19 protein-coding genes and 1 riboswitch are annotated in these 20,475 nt (G+C 63.9%); of the genes, 8 read left to right on the top strand and 11 right to left on the bottom strand.

The genetic code is table 11. From position 1 onward, the window contains the following. From ABWY06_RS18035 to ABWY06_RS18055, 5 genes are all read left to right on the top strand, one after another. Positions 1-1,559: hybrid sensor histidine kinase/response regulator (locus tag ABWY06_RS18035; protein ID WP_353926959.1), on the top strand; the 1,559-nt coding region annotated here is incomplete at its 5' end. Beyond that, complete coding sequence (locus tag ABWY06_RS18040; protein WP_353926960.1) at positions 1,556-2,575, top strand: chemotaxis protein CheB; 1,020 nt, start codon at positions 1,556-1,558, stop codon at positions 2,573-2,575. The genes ABWY06_RS18035 and ABWY06_RS18040, both read left to right, overlap by 4 nt. Before the next feature lie 154 nt (positions 2,576-2,729). Further along, complete coding sequence (locus ABWY06_RS18045; RefSeq protein ID WP_353926961.1) at positions 2,730-3,203, top strand: chemotaxis protein CheW; 474 nt, start codon at positions 2,730-2,732, stop codon at positions 3,201-3,203. Between the two features lie 7 nt (positions 3,204-3,210). Beyond that, the gene (locus ABWY06_RS18050) at positions 3,211-4,002 is read left to right on the top strand and encodes an AraC family transcriptional regulator (RefSeq protein ID WP_353926962.1); all 792 of its coding nucleotides are present in this window, start codon (positions 3,211-3,213) and stop codon (positions 4,000-4,002) included. Between the two features lie 76 nt (positions 4,003-4,078). Further along, positions 4,079-4,690, top strand: a complete 612-nt coding sequence (locus tag ABWY06_RS18055; protein ID WP_353926963.1) for a LysE family transporter — start codon at positions 4,079-4,081, stop codon at positions 4,688-4,690. A gap of 218 nt (positions 4,691-4,908) precedes the next feature. On the opposite strand, the gene ABWY06_RS18060 is transcribed toward ABWY06_RS18055, so the two are convergent. Beyond that, entirely contained in the window at positions 4,909-5,628 is a 720-nt protein-coding gene (locus tag ABWY06_RS18060; RefSeq protein ID WP_353926964.1) for a 16S rRNA (uracil(1498)-N(3))-methyltransferase, read from the bottom strand. 77 nt (positions 5,629-5,705) lie between these two features. Continuing rightward, positions 5,706-7,109, bottom strand: coding sequence for an adenosylmethionine--8-amino-7-oxononanoate transaminase (locus tag ABWY06_RS18065; protein WP_353926965.1), 1,404 nt, complete (start codon positions 7,107-7,109; stop codon positions 5,706-5,708). 340 nt (positions 7,110-7,449) lie between these two features. Between ABWY06_RS18065 and ABWY06_RS18070 the strand changes: the two genes are divergently transcribed. Continuing rightward, the gene (locus ABWY06_RS18070; RefSeq protein ID WP_353926966.1) at positions 7,450-8,004 is read left to right on the top strand and encodes a cytochrome b; all 555 of its coding nucleotides are present in this window, start codon (positions 7,450-7,452) and stop codon (positions 8,002-8,004) included. Positions 8,005-8,029: 25 nt separating this feature from the next. Continuing rightward, a complete protein-coding gene (locus ABWY06_RS18075) occupies positions 8,030-8,608 on the top strand; it encodes a YceI family protein (protein WP_353926967.1) in 579 nt (192 codons plus the stop codon). Positions 8,609-8,700: 92 nt separating this feature from the next. Here ABWY06_RS18075 and ABWY06_RS18080 read toward each other — a convergent pair whose 3' ends face one another. The 9 genes from ABWY06_RS18080 to ABWY06_RS18125 form a co-directional block, all read right to left on the bottom strand. Next, positions 8,701-9,387, bottom strand: a complete 687-nt coding sequence (locus ABWY06_RS18080; RefSeq protein WP_353926968.1) for a hypothetical protein — start codon at positions 9,385-9,387, stop codon at positions 8,701-8,703. A 550-nt stretch (positions 9,388-9,937) separates the two neighbouring features. Beyond that, positions 9,938-10,099 (bottom strand): hypothetical protein, encoded by a 162-nt coding sequence (locus tag ABWY06_RS18085; protein ID WP_353926969.1) that lies wholly within the window; start codon positions 10,097-10,099, stop codon positions 9,938-9,940. 180 nt (positions 10,100-10,279) lie between these two features. Continuing rightward, positions 10,280-10,966, bottom strand: a complete 687-nt coding sequence (locus ABWY06_RS18090; protein ID WP_353926970.1) for a hypothetical protein — start codon at positions 10,964-10,966, stop codon at positions 10,280-10,282. Between the two features lie 435 nt (positions 10,967-11,401). Next, entirely contained in the window at positions 11,402-13,342 is a 1,941-nt protein-coding gene (gene rhlE2, locus ABWY06_RS18095) for an RNA helicase RhlE2 (protein ID WP_353926971.1), read from the bottom strand. A 436-nt stretch (positions 13,343-13,778) separates the two neighbouring features. Then, positions 13,779-14,624 (bottom strand): methylenetetrahydrofolate reductase [NAD(P)H], encoded by an 846-nt coding sequence (gene metF / locus ABWY06_RS18105; protein WP_353926972.1) that lies wholly within the window; start codon positions 14,622-14,624, stop codon positions 13,779-13,781. A 97-nt stretch (positions 14,625-14,721) separates the two neighbouring features. Next, positions 14,722-16,131, bottom strand: a complete 1,410-nt coding sequence (gene ahcY / locus ABWY06_RS18110) for an adenosylhomocysteinase (protein ID WP_353926973.1) — start codon at positions 16,129-16,131, stop codon at positions 14,722-14,724. A gap of 23 nt (positions 16,132-16,154) precedes the next feature. Continuing rightward, positions 16,155-16,245: riboswitch (S-adenosyl-L-homocysteine riboswitch) on the bottom strand. A gap of 127 nt (positions 16,246-16,372) precedes the next feature. Next, a complete protein-coding gene (locus ABWY06_RS18115; protein WP_353926974.1) occupies positions 16,373-18,118 on the bottom strand; it encodes an ATP-binding SpoIIE family protein phosphatase in 1,746 nt (581 codons plus the stop codon). Between the two features lie 3 nt (positions 18,119-18,121). Then, the gene (locus ABWY06_RS18120) at positions 18,122-18,412 is read right to left on the bottom strand and encodes an STAS domain-containing protein (RefSeq protein ID WP_353926975.1); all 291 of its coding nucleotides are present in this window, start codon (positions 18,410-18,412) and stop codon (positions 18,122-18,124) included. A 22-nt stretch (positions 18,413-18,434) separates the two neighbouring features. Further along, complete coding sequence (locus ABWY06_RS18125; protein WP_502948225.1) at positions 18,435-19,616, bottom strand: methyl-accepting chemotaxis protein; 1,182 nt, start codon at positions 19,614-19,616, stop codon at positions 18,435-18,437. Positions 19,617-19,952: 336 nt separating this feature from the next. Here ABWY06_RS18125 and ABWY06_RS18130 point away from each other — a divergent pair, with 336 nt between their 5' ends. Next, positions 19,953-20,387 (top strand): hypothetical protein, encoded by a 435-nt coding sequence (locus ABWY06_RS18130; protein WP_353926977.1) that lies wholly within the window; start codon positions 19,953-19,955, stop codon positions 20,385-20,387. Positions 20,388-20,475 lie beyond the last annotated feature (88 nt).

Here is a 20,475-nt window from a genome sequence, read left to right on the forward strand (position 1 = left end):
AATCTGCCTCCGACCTGCTCGACCTCAAGGAAACCCTTGATCGACGCAATCAGGACGCGGAAAACCTGCTGCAACAGCAAGGCCGCATCAACACCGAATTGCAGGAAGGCCTGATGCGTACGCGCATGGTGCCCTTCGACCGCCTGGTGCCGCGTCTGCGCCGTATCGTCCGGCAAGTGGCGGGCGAGCTGGGCAAGCAGGTCGAATTCGCGGTGGGTAACGCCGACGGTGAGATGGACCGTACCGTGCTCGAGCGGATCGTCGCGCCGCTGGAGCATATGCTGCGTAACGCCGTCGACCACGGTATCGAGCGTGGCGAGATCCGCCGCGCCGCGGGCAAGCCGGAAACGGGCAACATTCGCCTGGATATCGGGCGCGAGGGCGGCGATATCGTGCTGACCCTGGTGGATGACGGTGGCGGTATCCGCCTCGACGCGGTACGCCGCAAGGCGATCGAGCGCGGCATGATGGACAGCGAATCTGATCTCAGCGATCACGAAATCCTGCAGTTCATTCTGGAGGCTGGTTTCTCCACGGCCGAGAAAGTCACGCAGATCTCCGGTCGTGGCGTGGGCATGGATGTGGTGCACTCCGAGGTCAAGCAACTCGGCGGTTCCATGAGCATCGAGTCGACGCCGGGGGTTGGTTCGACCTTCCGCATTCGCCTGCCCTTTACCGTGTCGGTCAACCGCGCCCTGATGGTGCTGTCCGGCGAGGACCTGTACGCCATCCCGTTGAACACCATCGAAGGTATCGTGCGGGTCTCGCCCTACGAGCTGGAAGCCTACTACCAGCCGGATGCACCGCGCTTCGAGTACGCCGGCCAGGCCTATGAGCTGCGCTACCTGGGCGACCTGCTGAACAACGGGCAACAGCCCAAGCTGGTTGGGCAGAGCCTGCCATTGCCGGTGATCCTGGTGCGCTCCACCGAGCACGCCGTGGCGGTGCAGGTCGACAGCCTGGCGGGTTCGCGGGAGATCGTGGTGAAAAGCCTCGGGCCGCAGTTCTCCGGGGTGCACGGGGTGTCCGGTGCGACCATCCTGGGTGACGGTCGCGTGGTGATCATTCTCGACCTGCTGGCCACCATTCGGGTGCTGCATGCACACCTGCTCAATACCCTGCAGCCGCGTTTGGCCACGCGCGCGGAAATCGCCGCGGAAGTCGAAGCCGAACGGCCGACGCTGGTCATGGTGGTGGACGACTCGGTGACCGTGCGCAAGGTCACCACCCGTCTGCTGGAACGCAATGGCATGAACGTGCTGACCGCCAAGGACGGGGTGGATGCGATCTCGCAACTGCAGGAGCACAAGCCGGATATCATGCTGCTGGACATCGAAATGCCGCGCATGGACGGTTTCGAAGTGGCCACCCTGGTGCGGCACGACGAGCGCCTGAAGGACTTGCCGATCATCATGATCACCTCACGGACCGGCGAGAAGCACCGCGACCGGGCGATGAACATTGGCGTCAACGAGTACCTGGGCAAGCCTTACCAGGAGTCGTTGCTGCTTGAAACCATCGCGCAGTTGGTCAATCGCCAACCGGTCGAGCGGACATGACCGAACGCGCTGCCGCGCGGATCGCGGTGATCGCCGACACCTCGCTGCAGCGCCACGTGCTGCAGCAGGCCTTGGCCGCCAATGGCTACCGGGTGGTGCTCAACAGCGACCCGGCCCGCCTGGACGACGAAGCGCTGGCCGCCTGCGAGGCGGACCTGTGGTTGGTGGACTTGGCGCAAACCGACGACTCGCCGTTGATCGACCGATTGCTGGAGCGCGCGACCGCCCCGGTGTTGTTCGGCGAAGGCCATGCGCCGGAGCGCCATTCCGAGAATTACCCACGCTGGGAGCGTCGCCTGTTCGGCAAGCTCAAGCGGCTGGTCGGCGATCCGTCCCAGGCGGTGGGGCCCAGCCTGGACGCGCTGCTGGCCGAGGCCCAGCGCCCGGTGCGCCTGGAGCTGCCAGCGGCGTTGGCGGGCACGCCACTGGTCGCTGGTGAGCCCGCGCGCCAGGTCTGGTTGCTGGCCGCTTCCCTGGGCGGGCCGGCGGCGGTCAAGGCGTTCCTCGATGCGCTGCCCGGCGGCCTGCCGGTAGGCTTTATCTACGCCCAACATATCGATGCCAGTTTTGAAGGGGCCTTGCCCCAGGCGGTGGGGCGTCACAGCCAGTGGCACGTCAACCCGGCCCGTGGTGGCGACAGCATTCGCTGTGGCGAAGTGGTGGTCGCACCGATTTCCCATGAGCTGGGCTTTGCCGACGACGGTGCCATGCAGATCGCCAGCCACGGCTGGCCGGAGCCCTACAGCCCGTCCATCGACCAGATGATGCTGAATTTGGCGCAGTGTTACGGTGCCCAGTGCGGCGTGATGGCCTTTAGCGGCATGGGCAGCGACGGCAGTGCCGCGGCGGCCTATGTGCGGCGCCAGGGCGGGGCCATCTGGACCCAGCGGGCCGATAGCTGTGCCTGTCCGAGCATGCCGGACAGCTTGCGCGAGGGCGGTTACAGCGCCTTCAGTGGCGACCCGCGGGAGCTGGCGGCCAATCTGGTGAGCCATCTCACCGCGCAGTGCGAGTAAGCGTTGGCTGCGGCCGACCGCTGTGTTGATCGTCATGGTGCCGGTGGGCGTGTCACCTGCCGCGTTGCCTTTATGAGTTGCCCATTTTCGCCGGGTTGACGCGGGGTTGTTGCCCCAGCCGCCCGGCCCGCCGATGCCGTTGCAGGACATGTCCATGAGCCAAGCCGTAGCCACTCCCAATAGCATCACCAGCCTGACCGGTTTGTTGATTCCCCTGGCCGACCGCACCTTGTTGCTGCCCAACGTGGTAGTCGCCGAGCTGATTCCCTACCGTACCCCGCAGGTCACCCCGGGCATGCCCGACTGGTTCCTCGGCCAGGTGGCGTGGCGCGATCTGCGCCTGCCCTTGTTGTCGTTCGAGGCCGCCTCCACGGGGCGCCCGCACGCAGCCGGGATGGGCGCGCGGGTGGCGGTGCTGAACGCTGCCGGTGGACGTTCCCATGTGAAATTCATCGCGCTGCTGGTGCAGGGCATTCCACGCTCGATAAAACTCGGCGCCGACCTGGCGCGTTCCGATGCCGAGTTGGCGGCTTTCGAGCAAGGCGCCGCCAGCGTGGCCGGTGAAGTGGTGAAGATTCCCGACCTCGAGGCGCTGGAACAACTGCTCGCCGATGCCGAGCTGATCTGATCCACTGATGGCCGGGTCGGACCATCGGCTGATCGGCGCGGTCGAAGTGGCCCGCTTTGATGGCCAGGGTCAGCGATTCGCAAAACACAGTCACGAGGAGTTCGTGATCAGCGCCAACCTGCTCGGCCATGAGCGGGTATGGCTCGATGGTCGTAACTTCGACGCCGATGCCGGCACCCTCACCACTTACAACCCTGGACAAATTCAGGGCGGTGGGGTGGCCGAGGGACAGCCCTGGCGTTTTGTCAGCCTGTACCTGCCCCCCGAGCTGTTGGTCCACAGTCTGGGCTTGGCGTATCTGGAATTCGCCCGTCCGGCGTTACGATCGCCTTGGCTGGTGCAACGTCTGGCGCAAGCGGTCGAGCATGGCCTGAGCGCGGATGCCTTTGTGCGCGAAGGGGCCGAAGAGCAATTGCTGGTGCTACTGGGCGAGCTCGTCCTGGCCTGCGGTGTGCGCATACCGGCCTCGACTCACCTGGGCAACCGCGCCGTGACCCAGGTGAAGGAGTGGCTGGCGGCGCAACTGGACAGCGCCCCCAGCCTGGAGCAAATGGCCCTGTTGTGCGGGCTGTCGAAATTCCAGTTGCTGCGCGCCTTTCAGAAAGACACCGGTCTCAGCCCTCGGCAATGGGCCATGCAACTGCGCACCCGCCGCGCCCAAGGCCTGTTGCGCCAGGGGCGAGCCGTCACCGAGATCGCCCAGTGCCTGGGCTTCGTGGATCAAAGCCATCTGACCCGGCATTTTCGCGCGGCTTATGGCCTACCCCCGGGGCAGTACCAACGTGCCGTCCGCGGCTGATCCGCTGCAATCCCGTACAAGATTTTCTCCGCTGGCTACGCGAAGCTCAGTGCTCTATCCGCTGGAGTGCTGTTCGATGCTCGTCGTCTTTTTCGCCGCCCTGCTATTTGGTTTCGTCTTTTGCCTGTCGCCCGGAGCGGTTTTGGCCGAGACCTTGCGCCGGGGATTGAATCACGGGTTTCGCCCGGCCTTGCTGGTGCAGTTCGGTTCGTTAATAGGCGATGCGCTCTGGGCGCTGATCGGCCTCACGGGACTGGCACTGCTATTGGCCCAAGAGGCGGTCCGGTTACCGCTGACCCTCGCATGTGCGGCCTACCTGGCCTGGTTGGGCTGGCAAAGCCTGGGCGATGCGCTGCGGCCGGCGCAGCCGACAAGTACCGCGGGTCAGGCGGCGCGCGGGGCGTTTTGGGCCGGTGCGCTGATTTCCCTGTCCAACCCGAAGAATCTGGTTTATTGGGGCGCGTTGGGTAGCGCGTTGGCCGGCATTGTCGAGGGTGTGCCCAGCCAGGCCCAGGCGCTGGTGTTCTTCGCTGGCTTTATGCTGGCCTCGCTGCTCTGCTGTTTTATCAGCGCGGCGTTGGTGGACTGGTTGCGCAGGGCCGCGACGCCGTTCTGGCACCGGGTCAGTCATGGGGTGTGCGGGGTGCTGCTGTTCGTCCTGGCCGGTTTGGCGCTGCGCGGCCTGTAAGTCAGCCTAGGACGTGGCGGCTTGGGTGGCTGTGGGAGGCGCGCCCTCGCGCCGAAGGGCGTCGCGTTACCTGGATGTTGCGCATGGCACCCCAACACTGTTCGGCCCGAGGGCGGGCCTCCTACAACGTCGTAGAGGGCATGATCATCCTTTGCCAAGTCCTACAACCACATGGGGTCCCTTTTGCGTGTAACCCATGCGCACGGAATCCACAGGCCCTAGAAGTCGCCCCACAGCTGCTGGGCCAGGCTCAGCGCTACCACCGCCGCGGTCTCGGTGCGCAGCACGCGGGGGCCGAGACGGGCTGCGTGAAACGCGGCCTTTAGCGCCAGTGCCACTTCGGCGTCGTTCAAGCCGCCTTCCGGGCCGATCAGGAACGCCAGGGTCGCCGGTGTGGCATGAGTGGCCAGCGGCTCGGCCACCGGATGCAGTACCAGCTTGAGGTCGGCCTGGGTCTGTTGCAGCCAGTCGGCCAGAGGCAGGGGAGCGTGGATCAACGGCAGCACCGAACGCCCGCATTGCTCGCAGGCGCTGATCGCCACCTGGCGCCAGTGGGCCATGCGCTTGTCGGTGCGTTCGTCCTTGAGCCGTACTTCGCAGCGTTCGCTGACGATCGGAGTGATCTGCGTGACCCCCAGTTCAGTGGCTTTCTGGATCGCCCAGTCCATGCGTTCGCCGCGCGACAGTCCCTGGCCCAGGTGCACGGCGAGCCGCGACTCGGCTTGCCCGGCGAACTGTTCGCGCAGCTCCACGCGCAGGTTTTTCTTGCTTACCTCGACCAATTTACCGAGGTATTCCTGGCCGCTGCCATCGAACAACTGCACCGCATCGCCGACCGTGTGGCGCAGCACCCGGCCGATGTAGTGGGCCTGGGCTTCGGGCAAGTCATGGGCGCCAAGGGTTAGCGGGGCATCGATAAAAAAGCGGGAAAGGCGCATAGGGGCAGCTGCACGCGGCAAGTGAGAAGCCGCAAGCTTAAAGCTTTCTACGGGGGGCTAGTAGCCTGCCGGCGCTTTTAGCCCGGGTCGCGGAACTCCGGATGACGGCCGCTGACCGCTACGTGAACGGCGCTGCGGGTGGCCAGGTCAATGCCCTCGCTGGCCACTTCGGCGAGAAAGTCGATCTGTTCCTCGGTGATGACGTATGGCGGCAGGAAGTACACCACGCTGCCCAACGGACGGAGCAAGGCGCCACGGGACAAGGCGTGCTGGAACACCTTCAGGCCACGGCGTTCCTGCCAGGCGTAAGGGGTCTTGCTGGCTTTGTCCTGGACCATCTCGATGGCCAGCGTCATGCCTGTCTGGCGCACTTCCGCCACATGCGGGTGGTCGGCCAGGTGGGCCGTGGCGCTGGCCATGCGCGCCGCGAGGCGACGGTTGTTCTCGATCACGTTGTCCTGCTCGAAGATATCCAGGGTCGCCAGGGCGGCGGCGCAGGCCAGCGGGTTGCCGGTGTAGGTGTGCGAATGCAGAAACGCGCGCAGGGTCGGGTAGTCGTCGTAGAAGGCCTGGTAGACCTGGTCGCTGGTCAGTACCGCGGCCATCGGCAGGTAGCCGCCGGTCAGGGCCTTCGACAGGCAGAGAAAGTCCGGCGCGATGCCCGCCTGCTCGCAGGCGAACATGGTGCCGGTGCGGCCGAAGCCCACCGCGATTTCATCGAGAATCAGGTGCACGCCATAGCGGTCGCAGGCGTCGCGCAGCAGCTGCAGGTACACCGGATGGTACATGCGCATGCCGCCGGCACCCTGGATCAGCGGTTCGACTATGACCGCGGCAACCTCCTGGTGATGCTCGTCCAGGCACTGCTCCATGTGGGCGAACATGGTTCGCGAGTGGGCTTCCCAGCTTACCCCTTCGGGACGGTGATAGCAGTCCGGACTGGGCACCTTGAGGGTGTCCAGCAACAGCGGCTTGTAGGTTTCGGTGAACAGGGCGACGTCGCCCACCGACATGGCGGCTACGGTTTCGCCGTGGTAACTGTTGGTCAGGGTGACAAAGCGCTTTTTCGCCGATTGGCCGCTGTTGAGCCAGTAATGGAAGCTCATCTTCAGCGCCACTTCGATACCCGAAGAACCGTTGTCGGCATAGAACACCCGGTCCAAGCCGGCCGGGGTGATGCGCACCAGGCGCTCGGACAACTCGATTACCGGCTGGTGGCTGAACCCGGCGAGCATCACGTGTTCCAGCTGGTCGACCTGATCCTTGATGCGCTGATTGATCCTTGGGTTGGCATGGCCGAAGACATTCACCCACCAGGAACTGACGGCATCCAGATAGCGTTTGCCCTCGAAGTCTTCCAGCCAGACACCCTCGCCACGTTTGATCGGCACCAGGGGCAACTGCTCGTGGTCCTTCATCTGGGTGCAGGGATGCCAGAGCACCGCCAAATCCCGCTGCATCCACTGGTCGTTCAGGCCCATCTCGTCTCTCCTCGCCCATGGGTGGCAAACGCTGCCGGCCGGGCCTCGTGGGCGAGGGGGCGGTGCGCAGGGACGCTAGCCTAAGCAATGCGCGCGGCAGCGACAACCGCCACGAGCGCGTGTAGCCGTGGGAGGCCCTGCAAGCTGGCCGTTGGTGGCCCTGTAGCAGCCGCTGGGCGACGGCTCGGGAACTTGCCAGGCGAGTGGAGCACTAACCGGGTTGGTTTGAAAAAACGGCCTATCAATCGTATTTCTCGATATTTCAAAGCAAAATTTTCCGCTTTAATTCGATAGATTAGGCGCTAATCTGAACCCATTGTTTTCAAGGACGTACCCCGATATGCAATGGCGAAACACCCCTTACCGCTACGGACTGGTCAGCATGGCGCTGCATTGGGGAATTGCCCTGACGGTCTTCAGCCTGTTCGGCCTGGGGCTCTGGATGGTCGAGCTGGACTATTACAGCAGTTGGAGCCATACCGCGCCGGCCCTGCATAAAAGCATCGGGCTGACGCTGTTCGCCTTGATGCTGCTGCGCCTGCTCTGGCGGTTTGTCAGCCCACCGCCGCCGCCGCTCAACAGTTACAGCCGCATGACCCGCCTGGGTGCCACCTTCGGCCACGCCCTGCTCTATCTCGGTCTGTTCGCGCTGATGGTCTCGGGTTACCTGATTTCCACCGCCGACGGACGCGGCATCGCGGTATTCGGCCTGTTCGAGGTGCCTGCCAGTATCACCAGTATTCCCGAACAGGCCGACCTGGCGGGTTGGATTCACGAATACCTGGCCTGGGGCCTGGTGGTTTTCGCCAGTCTGCATGGACTGGCGGCCCTGAAACACCATTTCATCGACCGCGATGCCACCCTGACACGCATGCTCGGGCGCCGCGCGGATTAACCCTGCACTAAAAGGATACTCACTCATGTTGAAGAAAACCCTTACCGCGCTGGCCCTGGGCACGGCACTGTTGGGCGCCGGTCAGGCCATGGCTGCCGACTATGCGATCGACAAGCAAGGCCAACACGCCTTCGTCAACTTCAAGATCAGCCACCTGGGCTTTAGCTGGTTGTACGGCACCTTCAAGGACTTCGACGGCACCTTTAGCTACGACGAGAAAAACCCCGAGGCGAGCAAGGTCAAGGTCACGCTGAACACCGCCAGCGTCGACTCCAACCACGCCGAGCGCGACAAGCACATCCGCAGCAAGGATTTCCTCAACGTCGACAAGAACCCCACCGCCACCTTCGTCTCCACCGGCGTCAAGTCCACCGGCAGCGGCACCGCCGACATCACCGGTGACCTGACCCTCAACGGCGTGACCAAGCCGGTGGTGATCGCCGCCAAGTTTATCGGCCAGGGTGAGAGCCAATGGGGCGATTACCGCGCCGGCTTCGAGGGCTCCACCAAGTTGAAGCTGAAGGACTTCGCGATCCAGAAGGACCTTGGTGAGACCGCCCAGGAAGTCGAGCTGATCATCTCGGTGGAAGGCGTGCGCCAGTAAGGCGTTCTCCTAACACCCGACGCCGACCCCTGGGTCGGCGTTTTTTTGCCTGCGCCTGCTGGCCCTGATGGTCGACTGGCCGCGACTGAATATCACCAACCTGCGCTGCAGGCGCTTTCGACGCGCTGACGTACCACATAGGAGAATCGACCCGATTCGCCGTTGTATTCGGCCAATGGTAGGGGGGACCTCTGTGGCATCAGGAACTCCAGTTTCAGGGCATAGAGATAGGTCTGATAGGTGTTCATGACCCACTGGCTGCCTGGGCAATCGGGAAAATACTCGGTGACCCATTCGTTTTCATACTCGCAACCTTCGTCGTCTTCATGTTTTTTATACCCCTCCGAGTACTGGCTGTAGGTTTTATTCGGGCACTCAAGGCGCGACACGCTTCTCGAGCAGATCCCGGGTGTCTCGCAGCGTGCCTGCTCCGATTTTTCGTAGCTACCCAGGTACGATTGCGTCCAAGAGGCCCTGATATCGCACGTCAAGCCGCTGTCGCTACGGCTGAGGAAGAAGCTGCCGCCTTGGTAGGCGCTGGCGGGCACTGACGTTTCGAGGGTGCCGTTTGCATGCCCCAGTGTCAGGTCGGCGGAAAACAGTGGGGCGGTGGCAAAGCTGACGTGCAGTGTCCCCGGGTGGATCAGCCCGGCGCCGCCCTCGGCGGACAGCCGCAGGGGCGCACCGTCGTGGGTGGTCAGCTCGCCGGTGGTGTATTGCCGGGTACAGCCAGTGGTCAGTGCCAGCGTTATCAGCATGCTCAATGTCAGGGATTTCATCGTCGGTGTCTTTGACTGGGGCGGTGGAAGCAGGTCGCTCGAACGCCTGGCGCGCGACCGGCCAGCGCAGGACGCCCGGCCGCGTAGCTATTGCGCGAGCGGGGTGTTCGAGAATCGGTATTAAACGCGCGGGGTGGCGTCGTCAGTCAGGGTCGGCCGGCGAGGCATACCGCGGGCGCAGGTGATGGCTGCCAGAAGAGCGCGCGATAGTGGGCAAGTGAGGGCGGTACGCAAGCGGGGAAGTGTCAAAGCGATGCAATGCGCGCGAGGTGGCCAAGTCTGTGGTCCAGGTTGCCGTGGGCGCCGCGGCTCCGCAGACGAGTCGAACGTCTGGTGGGCGAGCGGCGTATCAGCTGTATACCCCGGCGCGCAGAAAGCGTCCAGATGGCCGGCATGGCGCTTGGTTACGCCGTATTTCGGTGGTGTTGTGGCGATTGCGATGAAGCACGCCAGGGCAGGGCACTGCCTAGTGCGCGCGCAGTGTGAGCAGGCGTGCAGGCAGTACGGCAATGGCCCACCAGAATAAGCCCCAGAGCCACGCCTGCAGACCTCAGCCCAGCGGCGAGGGCGCCGGCCAGCCACCATAGTACGCCAGGCTGTAAACGTCCAAGCCCACGACGTGGAACAGCATCAAGGGCAGGTAAAGCGTACCAGCGAGCAAGGGCGCGAGGGCCTGGGGCGAAGTCCACAGCAGGGTGGCGTGGGTCAGCATCAGGCCTGCAAAAAATATCCAGCATCGCTGCATAGGAACGCTTCTGTGAGTGAGTCGGACCTGCCAGCCTTCGAGGATAACCTGCTGAGCCGGCATGATCCTGCATTTGGTGCGCTTAACGCAGCTTGCCGGCAGCGACAGACACAAGAGTTCTATTGTCGAGCCCGGGTACTGAGTCGCTCAGCGGCGGCTTCCGAGCGAGGTGCATGAGCTGGTGCTGTCCTGTCGCAATAGGTACGACGCGCGCCCGGTCGACCCGTTGAACTCGGCCAGCGCTGCCGCTGAGGGGGCCAGAAATTCGAGTTTCAGGGTGTAGTGGTAGCGTTGATAGGTATTGCTGACATTTCGACTACCCGGGCAATCCGGGAAATGGTCATCGCTCAACCGGGTTTCGTGCACGCAGCCTTCATCTTTCGCGTGCTTTTGATAACCCTTGGAGTACTGACTGTAGGTCCCCCCCGGACACACCCGGTAGGACACATTCTTCAGGCAGACGCCGGGCATGGTGCAGCTTACCGAGTCCGTCTGCCCATAGGTATCCAGATCTTCTCTTGTCCAGAAAGCCTTGATATCCGTGTTTAGGCCGCTCTCGTGGCGGGACAGAGCCAAGGCCCGACCTTGATAGGCATTGGCGGGGACCGAGAGTTGCAACGTACCGGTCCTGTGCTTCAGGGTTAGGGTGTCGGAGGGCCATAGGCTGGTTTCAATGCTCACCTGCATCGTTCCAGGTTTGAGCAAACCGTCGGCGCCGTCGCGCACCCGCAACGGCGCACCGTCTTGGGTGCTCAGTTCGCCGAGGTAGGTATCTCCGGTGCAACCGCCCACCAGTGTCAGGGTAATCAGCATGCCAAGTGTCAGACGCTTCATCGTGGGTATTTTTGACCAAGGGTGAGTGGGTAGGGCGAATACGAAGCTCACACGTAAACACCGCCTAGTGACTGCGTGGGGAGAGGATGTCGAGGGTGGAAATTAAGTGCGTGTAGCGCAGTCCTCAGCCAGGGTCCGCTGGCGAGGCATGCCGCGGGAGCCGATGAGTGCGCCCTCTGGGTGCGCAGGCATTGATAGGAGGAGCGGAAGAAGGGAAATGCATGCAGCGGTTTTGCAGTAGGCAATTGCGCGAGGGGTGGCCAAATCTGTGGTCCAGGTGTTTGTGGGCGTCACTGTACCGCAGACGCGTCGAAGCTCTGGCGTAGCGGCGGCGTGCACGCTGTATACGCTGGCGAGCAGGAAACGTCCAGAGGCCCGCCACGGGGCTCAACAAAAACGCCGGCACAGGGCCGGCGTCGGGACTTGCCTGTCGCCTTAACCTTCGCGGTTACGCGTCAGCAGCGCCGGGCGTTCGCCGCGGGCGCGGTTGGGCAGCTGCTCCAGCTGTTCCAGCTGCTCGGGGGTCAGCGCGCGGTCGATTTTCGATTCCTTGTGCACGATCACCGGCTGGCTGGTGCGCGGACCTTTGACGGCCGGCTCCTGGCGCAGGGACTCGCTACGGACCGGCTCGCGTGGGCCGCGACCACGGGGTTGGCCGTCACGAGCACCGCCGTTGGCACGGGGAGCGGCGCCCGCCGGGCGTTTGCCCTGGCCACCGGTACGTGCGCCGGCGCCTTGGCCACCACTGCCCTGGGGCCGTGGTGGGCGAGCGGCACCGGAACTGGCCGGAGTGCCGGTGGCCGGTGCGCCAGGACGACGGCCGCGGTTCTGCGCCTTGTTCTGGTGCGGGCTGACGTAGTCGGCGCGGTTGCCGAAATTGTCCACGTCGTCGTCAAGGAACTCGTCGGGGGCGCGGCCGTCAGGGGCGCGATTACCCAGGGCGTCTTCATTGTCGAGTCGGGCGGCGGCATTACGCTCGCTCGGTCCGCGCTCGGCGGTGCGTGGCGCTGCGCGGTCGCCACGGGGCTGGCGCTGTTCGCGGGGCTGCTGGGCCGGTTGGGCGGCGCGTGGCGCGGCCGGCTTGCTCTGGCCCTTGTCTTTGCCCTTGTCCTTGCGCCCGGCACCGCTGCCGCCGCCACCGCCGCGTGGGCTGTTGGGGTCGCGTGGGCCACGGGGATTGCGCACATCGGGACGCTCGCGCACTTCAGGCTTTTCAGCCTCGACAGTGCTGGCATCGAAGCCCATCAGGTCGCCGTCGGCGATCTTCTGCTTGGTCATGCGCTCAATGCCCTTGAGCAGCTTCTCTTCGTCCGGCGCCACCAGGGAAATGGCTTCACCGCTGCGCCCGGCGCGGCCGGTGCGGCCGATACGGTGCACATAGTCTTCTTCGATATTCGGCAGTTCGAAGTTGACCACGTGGGGCAACTGGTCGATATCCAGGCCGCGGGCGGCGATATCGGTGGCGACCATGATGCGCACGGCGCCGGCCTTGAAGTCGGCCAGGGCTTTGGTGCGGGCGTTCTGGCTCTTGTTGCCGTGAATCGCCACCGAGCTCAGACCGTGTTTGTCCAGGTACTCGGCCAGGCGGTTGGCGCCGTGTTTGGTGCGGGTGAACACCAGCACCTGTTCCCAGGCGCCCGCAGTGATCAGGTGTGCCAGCAGGGCACGCTTGTGGCTGGCCTGCAGGCGGAACACCCGTTGCTCGATACGCTCGACCGTGGTGTTCGGTGGCGTGACTTCGATGCGCTCGGGGTTGTGCAGCAGCTTGCCGGCGAGGTCGGTGATGTCCTTGGAAAAGGTCGCCGAAAACAGCAGGTTCTGCCGTTTGGCCGGCAGTCGCGCCAGGACCTTTTTCACATCGTGGACAAAGCCCATGTCGAGCATGCGGTCGGCTTCGTCCAGTACGAGGATTTCCACGTGGGACAAATCGACACTGCGCTGGCCGGCGAGGTCGAGCAGGCGGCCCGGGCAGGCCACCAGCACGTCGACACCCTTGGCCATGGCCTGGACCTGGGGGTTCATGCCAACACCACCGAAGATGCAGGTGCTGACGAACTTAAGGTCGCGGGCGTACAGCTTGAAGCTCTCGTGCACCTGCGCAGCCAGTTCGCGAGTCGGGGTCAGCACCAGCACACGGGGCTGGCGTGGACCATGGCGTTGCTCGCGATCGGGATGGCCGTTGGGGAACAGCCGCTCGAGGATCGGCAAGGCGAAACCGCCGGTTTTACCCGTCCCTGTTTGGGCCGCAACCATCAGATCGCGACCTTGCAACACGGCGGGAATGGCCCGCTGTTGCACTGGAGTGGGCTCGGTGTAGCCCGCTGCCTCGATGGCGCGGACTAAAGCCTCGGAGAGACCGAGGGAAGCAAAGGACATGAGTAATCCTGTCTTAGTAGCGGGCTGAGCCCGATGGGGTGAAGGTGTCTGGCGTGAGGCGCTCTAGAAAGAGCGCTCCCGACCGGTCCTGCTGGGCAACGAGGGCCGAGCGTCCGGGCGCAAGCTTGACGGGAACTCCGAGTATAACAGAGCGGCGCGTCTGTGCGACTAGTAAGGGGCAACGCCCCGGTGACAGGGGTCATGGGTTTGGTAAAAACACCGACTAATCGCGAAACCAGGGCGAGTCGGCCAGGTCGTCGGGCGCCTGCCAGGTGCCGCCCTGGATCGGGCCGATCTTGAAGAAAGCTGCAGGCGGCGGGTGCCGGGCATCATGCCGACCACCCGATCGCCGGCCTGGTGCCGGCGGCGCCTTGGCCAATCCAGGGTCTGGGCGCGCCGCAGCGAGCCGATCTGGCCTTGCAGAATAGACAGGCGCTCAGCGAGGCAGCTTAAGATTTTTCCAGATCGCCAGGCTCGGTTCGGCCTGGTTCAGCGTGTAGAAATGCAGGCCCGGCGCGCCGCCTTGCAACAGCCGCTCGCACATCTCGCTGATGACCTGCTCACCATAGGCCTGGATGCTCTGCACGTCATCGCCGTAGGCTTCCAGTTGCTTGCGGATCCAACGCGGAATCTCGGCACCGCAGGCGTCGGAAAAGCGCGCCAGCTTGCTGTAGTTGGTGATCGGCATGATGCCCGGCACGATCGGGATCGATACGCCCATTTTCTGCACCCGCTCGACAAAATAGAAATAGCTGTCGGCGTTGAAGAAATACTGGGTGATGGCGCTGTCGGCGCCGGCGCGGGCCTTGCGCACGAAGTTGGCGAGGTCGTCCTCGAAACTGCGTGCCTGGGGGTGCATTTCCGGGTAGGCGGCCACTTCGATATGGAAATGCCCGGCGCTTTCCTCGCGGATAAAACTCACCAGGTCATTGGCGTGGCGCAGTTCGCCGCTGGCCATGCCCATGCCCGAGGGCAGGTCGCCGCGCAGGGCGACGATGCGCTGGATACCCGCGGCCTGGTACCGGGCGAGCAGGGCGCGCAGGTCGGCCTTCGAATCGCCGACACAGGACAGGTGGGGTGCGGCGGGTACCTTCACCTCCTGTTCCAGTTGCAGCACGGTATTGACCGTACGGTCGCGGGTCGAGCCGCCGGCACCGTAGGTACAGGAAAAGAAATCCGGTTTGTAGCGGGCCAGCTGATGAGCGGTGGCGAGCAGTTTTTCGTGCCCGGCATCGGTCTTGGTCGGATAGAACTCGAAACTGAAACGGCGTTCTTGAGACATGGAGAAGGTTCCCTGCTCAGCAGCAAGCCGCAAGCCGCAGACTGCAAGGGGTTTGACCCCGTTTTGCAGCGTGCGGCTTGCCAGCGTGGGGCTGGGGTTAGTAACGGTAAGCGTGAGGCTTGAACGGGCCTTCTTGCGGCACGCCGATGTACTCGGCCTGCTGCTGGGTCAGTTGCGTGACCACGCCGCCGAAACCCTTGACCATTTCCAGGGCCACTTCTTCGTCGAGTTTCTTCGGCAACACTTCGACGCTCAGGCGTGCAGCTTTCTCGTTCGCCGGCAGGTCGGCGAACTTGGCGCCGAACAGCAGGATCTGTGCGAGCACCTGGTTGGCGAAGGAGCCGTCCATGATCCGGCTCGGGTGGCCGGTGGCATTGCCCAGGTTGACCAGGCGGCCTTCGGACAACAGGATCAGGTAGTCGTCGTTCTGCGCGTCGAAGCTGCCAGGACCGGTGCGGTGAACCTTGTGCACCTGCGGCTTGACCTCTTCCCAGGCCCAGTTCTTGCGCATAAAGGCGGTATCGATTTCATTGTCGAAGTGACCGATGTTGCAGACCACCGCGCGTTTTTTCAGCGCCTTGAGCATGTTGGCGTCGCAGACGTTGAAGTTGCCGGTGGTGGTCACCAACAGGTCGATCTTGCCCAGCAGGGCGCTGTCGACGCTGGCGGCGGTGCCGTCGTTGATGCCGTTCTTGAAGGCCGAGACCAGCTCGAAACCGTCCATGCAGGCCTGCATGGCGCAGATCGGATCGACTTCGGTGACGCGTACGATCATGCCTTCCTGGCGCAGCGACTGGGCCGAGCCCTTGCCGACGTCGCCGTAACCGATCACCAGCGCCTGCTTGCCGGAGAGCAGGTGGTCGGTACCGCGTTTGATCGCATCGTTCAGGCTGTGGCGGCAACCGTACTTGTTGTCGTTCTTGCTCTTGGTCACCGAGTCATTGACGTTGATCGCCGGCACTTTCAGGGTGCCCTTGGCCAGCATCTCCAGCAAGCGGTGCACGCCGGTGGTGGTTTCCTCGGTGATGCCGTGGATCTTGTCCAGCATCGCCGGGTACTTGTCATGGATGATCTGGGTCAGGTCGCCGCCGTCGTCCAGAATCATGTTGGCGGCCCAGGGGCTGCCGTTGTGCAGGATGGTCTGCTCGATGCACCACTCGTATTCTTCTTCGGTTTCGCCTTTCCAGGCATAGACCGGGATGCCGGCGGCGGCGATGGCGGCGGCCGCCTGATCCTGGGTCGAGAAGATATTGCAGGACGACCAGCGGACTTCGGCGCCCAGGGCGACCAGGGTCTCGATCAGCACGGCAGTCTGGATGGTCATGTGAATGCACCCCAGGACCTTGGCGCCGCGCAGTGGCTGCTCGCCGGCATACTTGCGGCGCAGGCCCATGAGTGCCGGCATTTCCGATTCGGCGATGATGATTTCGCGACGGCCCCAGGCGGCCAGTTCGATGTCGGCAACCTTGAAGTCGGTAAAACCGGCAGGCGTCAGTACAGCGCTCATAACTGAGTACTCCATTCGTTGTCTGCGAATGGGCGCCGTTGCTGCGTATGGTTAACGCCCTCTCCGAGCCTGACAGGTCGTGGTTTCAGACCTGCTGCAGCGCCCCTCGGACAGGTGGCGGGAACGGGCAACGCTGGGTTGGCCGCATGAAGCCCGGCAAGTATAGCCGCGCCGCGCGCCGCACCCAAGGCTTTCCGTCGCTCGCCGCACGGAGTCGGCACGCCTGACCGCCAGGCCGTATTTAGGGCGTGCCCTGCGGGTGGCGATCCTCTGCCGGTTCGAGGCCTGAAGAAGAGTCGCTGCCCCAGTGCAGCTGAGCTCTGACCCGGTTGCCTGGCGGATAGAACTCCAGGTGCTGGCACAGTTGCCGCACCAGTGTCAGCCCGCGCCCGTGATAGAGGCGGGGCGCGTGGGCGGCGGGGGGTGAAAACAGTCGATCGATATCGAAGCCGGCACCGCTGTCGTGGATCTGTACCTGCAGGTGATTGCCGGATGGACTGCCGTGCTGCTGGATATCGATGCGGATTTCTCCCTCCTGCAAGGCCGCCAGGCGCAAGGCCCGGGTTTCGAAGTAGCGTTCGAAACCCTCGGCTTGGTCCTTGATGGCGGAGTCCAGGCCCAGTACCCCATGATCCAGGGCATTGCTCAGCAGCTCATTGAGGATCAGCGCCAGCACCCCTTGGCGCTCTGCCGGCAGGCCCAGGCTGTTGCACAGGTTGCTGACCATGGGCGCCGCGTCCAGGCGCTGCAATTGCGGTGCGGTCAGGGTCAACTGCAGGCTCCAGCTCTCGGCGACGCCGTCACCGGCCAGGGCCGGCCGACAGGCCGTGCGCGCCTCGCCCCGGCATTCGAGCAGCAGGCAGGACAGGTCGTCGTGGGGCAGGCATCCGTCGAGGTGCTGGCCCAGGCGCTGTTGCAGCTCCTCCATCCAGTGGGAAAGAGGGGCGCTGCTCAGGCAGCGTTCCAGGCGCGCGGTGCCGAAGGGCTCGCCCTGGGCGTTTTCGGCCTCAATCAGGCCATCCGAATACAACAGCAGGCGTTGCCCGGACTCGATGGCAACGGTCTCGCACTCTGATTCGAACTCCCCATCGGCGACTATGCCCAGCGGCAGGTTCAGGGATTTGAAGCGGCGCACCACCTGGCCCTGTTCGTCAACCAGCAGGGCCGCCGGGATCCCGCCATTCCACACCGAGAGCACGTCCTCGCGCGGGCGCAACACCGCCAGCAGGGCGGCGACAAAACGGTCAGCTGGCGAATAGGCGCGGTTACGCAGGTTGAGTTCACGGGCGATAGTCTCGAGCTTGAAGCCCTTGCTGGCCATGGCATAAAAAGTCTGCGACAGCGGTATCAGGGTCAGCGCCGCGGGCAAGCCATGGCCGGTGGCATCGGCCAGCATCACGTAGAGGTCGCCATTGCTGGCCGGACACACCAACAGCAGGTCGCCGGACACCTCGCTGGCCGCTTGCAACAGATGGCGCACCTGGGGGTGCTCGAGCAGGTCGCGGCGCACCAGGCGCTCCATCAGGAAACGGCAAATGCGCCGCTCTTCCGCCTCGGCATGGTGGTAATGCAGCAGTTGCTGGTTCTGTTCGGCGACCTGTTCCTGCAGCGCGGCGATGCGCCGGAAGGCGTTGATCTTGGCCGCCAGAATGGCCAGGTTGACCGGTTTGGCGATGAAGTCGTCGCAACCGGCGTCGAGCGAGGCGACCTGGTCATCGGTTTCGCTCATGCCCGACAGCATGATGATCGGCCGCCAGCCCCGGTCCGTCTGCAGCTCGCGAATGGCGCGGGTCACGCCGATGCCGTCCATGCCGGGCATCAATTGGTCGACCAGGATCAGGTCGAACGGCTCTTGCTGATAACGGCGCAACGCCTCCTCGCCATTGCTGACCACGGAGCACTGATGTCCCAGGGAGCCAATAAACGCCTTGAGCAGCATGCGCAGGGTAGCGTCGTCGTCGACGCTGAGGATTTTCAGCGGACGCATGGGTCAGCTGATGGTGAACAGGCGATGGAAGTTGGCGACCTCGAAGACTTCCTTGGCGATACCGTGCAGGTGACGCAGCTCCACGGACTTGTGCAGGGCCTGGGCCTTGTCGCGCAGCAGCAGCAAGATGCCCAGCGCGGCCGAGTCGATGTACTGCACCTGCTGCAGGTCGATCACCAGGCACTGCACTGCCGGCTTGGCCAGTTCCAGCTCGTAGGCATCGCGAAAGGTGCGGTAGGAGTGAAAGTCGAAACGTTCACCCAGGCGGATCACGGCAGTGTTCGTTTCATTCACGGTGCGGCTTCCTTGATCAGGGTTAGAACAGTTCGATTTCACCGGGTTTCATCGAGGTCTGGCTGACGGGGTTGTGCAGCTTGCTGCTGAGCTGCTGCTGCTGGGTCTGCAGTTGTTCCTGCTGGGCATCCTGGTTGAGTTCGGCCAGGCCCTCGAGGCTGATGGAAAACTGCTCCAGCCGGGCCGCATGCTTGCGGATCTGGGTGAGCAACTGGTTGCTCAGGTCCTGGAACTGCAAGGCGGTGATGGCGGCGCCAACGTCACTGGCGACGGCCTGGGAGACCTGTTCCAGTTCCTGGACGGCCTTGAGCGTGCGCAGATTCATCTGCGCCAGGTCCTCGAGCATGGTGTTGACCTGTTTTTTCGACGACATGGCGAAACTCATGTCCTTGGCCGCCAGCTGGCTGATTGCAAGGTCGGCCTGCTGCAGTTCCTGGTGCACCGTGCCGATATGGGTGCGGATCTCTTCGGAGAACAGGCTGGAGCGCGTGGACAGTGCCCGTACCTCGTCCGCGACCACGGCGAAACCACGGCCGGCTTCCCCGGCGCGGGCCGCCTCGATGGCGGCGTTCAAGGCCAACAGATTGGTCTGCTTGGCGATGGCATCCATGTCGCTGGTGGATTTGACGATCTCGCCGATCTTGGCGGTGATGCGGTCCATGCTGTCGACCAGCGCCATGGAAGTGCGGCTGGTTTCGACCGTCGACTCGACGAACAGGCTAAGGGTTTGTTGGGTGGTGGTGACGAAATGCTGGAAATTCACCTTGTCGGTCGCGCCGTCATTCTGGTCACGGTAGTGGTCGATCAGCGAGCCAGCGATGCGTTGCTGGCGTTCGACCAACTGATTGATGCTGCTGAAACTGTGGGTCAGGTGCTCGATCGCCGTGTCCAGCAGGCCATCGACCTGTCGGCTGTGCTGGGTGATCTGCCCCGCCTGGTGGGCGACGGCCTGGCGCAGCGGCTCGAAGCTATCGGCCAGCGCGGGCGGCGGAGCCTCCAGCAGTTCGTTGCCTGCACTGGCGAGCAGTCCGACACGCTGGATCAGATACCACACACTGCCCAGTGCCACCACCGCGCCCAGCACCAGGGGTGCCCAGGCAGGCAACTCGGTAACCAGCAGCAGACTGGCCAGCAACCAGGGCAACAGCAACAGGGCAGTCAGGGTCAGGGCGGAGGGTGGAGAGGGGCTATTGCCAAGCATCATGGACTCCCTGTGCGATGCACACTCATTGATCCAGGCTCGCTATAAACCTAGGTTCCGCGGGGTTAATGTCAACTGGCGGCGCGGTAATACCCGGTCAGCTGGTACGACGGTGCAGGGAGCGAATCAGCCTGGCCTCGGCGCGGCGCGCCATTGGGCGGATTCATTATATTTTTCTGAAATTAATAGGATTTTTTAACTCCTAAATAGGCTTACAGCGAAGGCCGTGGTCAGGTGTGTACAGGGCGGGGTAGGCAAGCCGAACTCTTTGGCCACGCAACCGTCACAATCCCAGGCCTGCCGTACCGGTGGGGCACCGAACTTCGCAGGAGTACTCTCATGTCTCTGAAGTCGCATTGCGCTGCCGTGCTGCTTTTCTGCCTGGTCCCCAGCCTGCCGGCGCTCGCCGAATCCTGCTACGTGACCGCCGAATCGGGCATGCACGGTCCGTCCGGCATTGTCGGCAAAAGCTGCTTCGAACACCGTGGCATGCCCGCCGGCTCCCTGGACTGGGCGTGCGGCGACCGCAGCGAAATCGGCGTCAAGAAGACCAAGCAGGCGAGTTGCCCGACCGGTTATTTCGGTAAGTGCACGGCGGCCATGACCCAGGAAACCCTGGCCAACGAGGCCGCTTCGGGTCGCTGGACTACTGACGATGCGCAGCCTTCGACCATTCCCAAGGACGCCCAGATCATCACCTATCACTACCAGGCGGCGGACCAGAGCCAGGCCCGTATCGACTGCGAGCAGGGTGGTGGGCACTGGTCGCCCTGACGGCAAGGCCCCGGCCATGTCCGGCGAACCGGCGGCCGGCGCTCCGTTTGACCAATAAGCGGGTTGCCCTGTCAACGCGGCCATGGCG

Origin of the sequence: Pseudomonas sp., from assembly GCF_040514055.1 — a bacterium.
Classification (GTDB): Bacteria; Pseudomonadota; Gammaproteobacteria; order Pseudomonadales; family Pseudomonadaceae; genus Aquipseudomonas.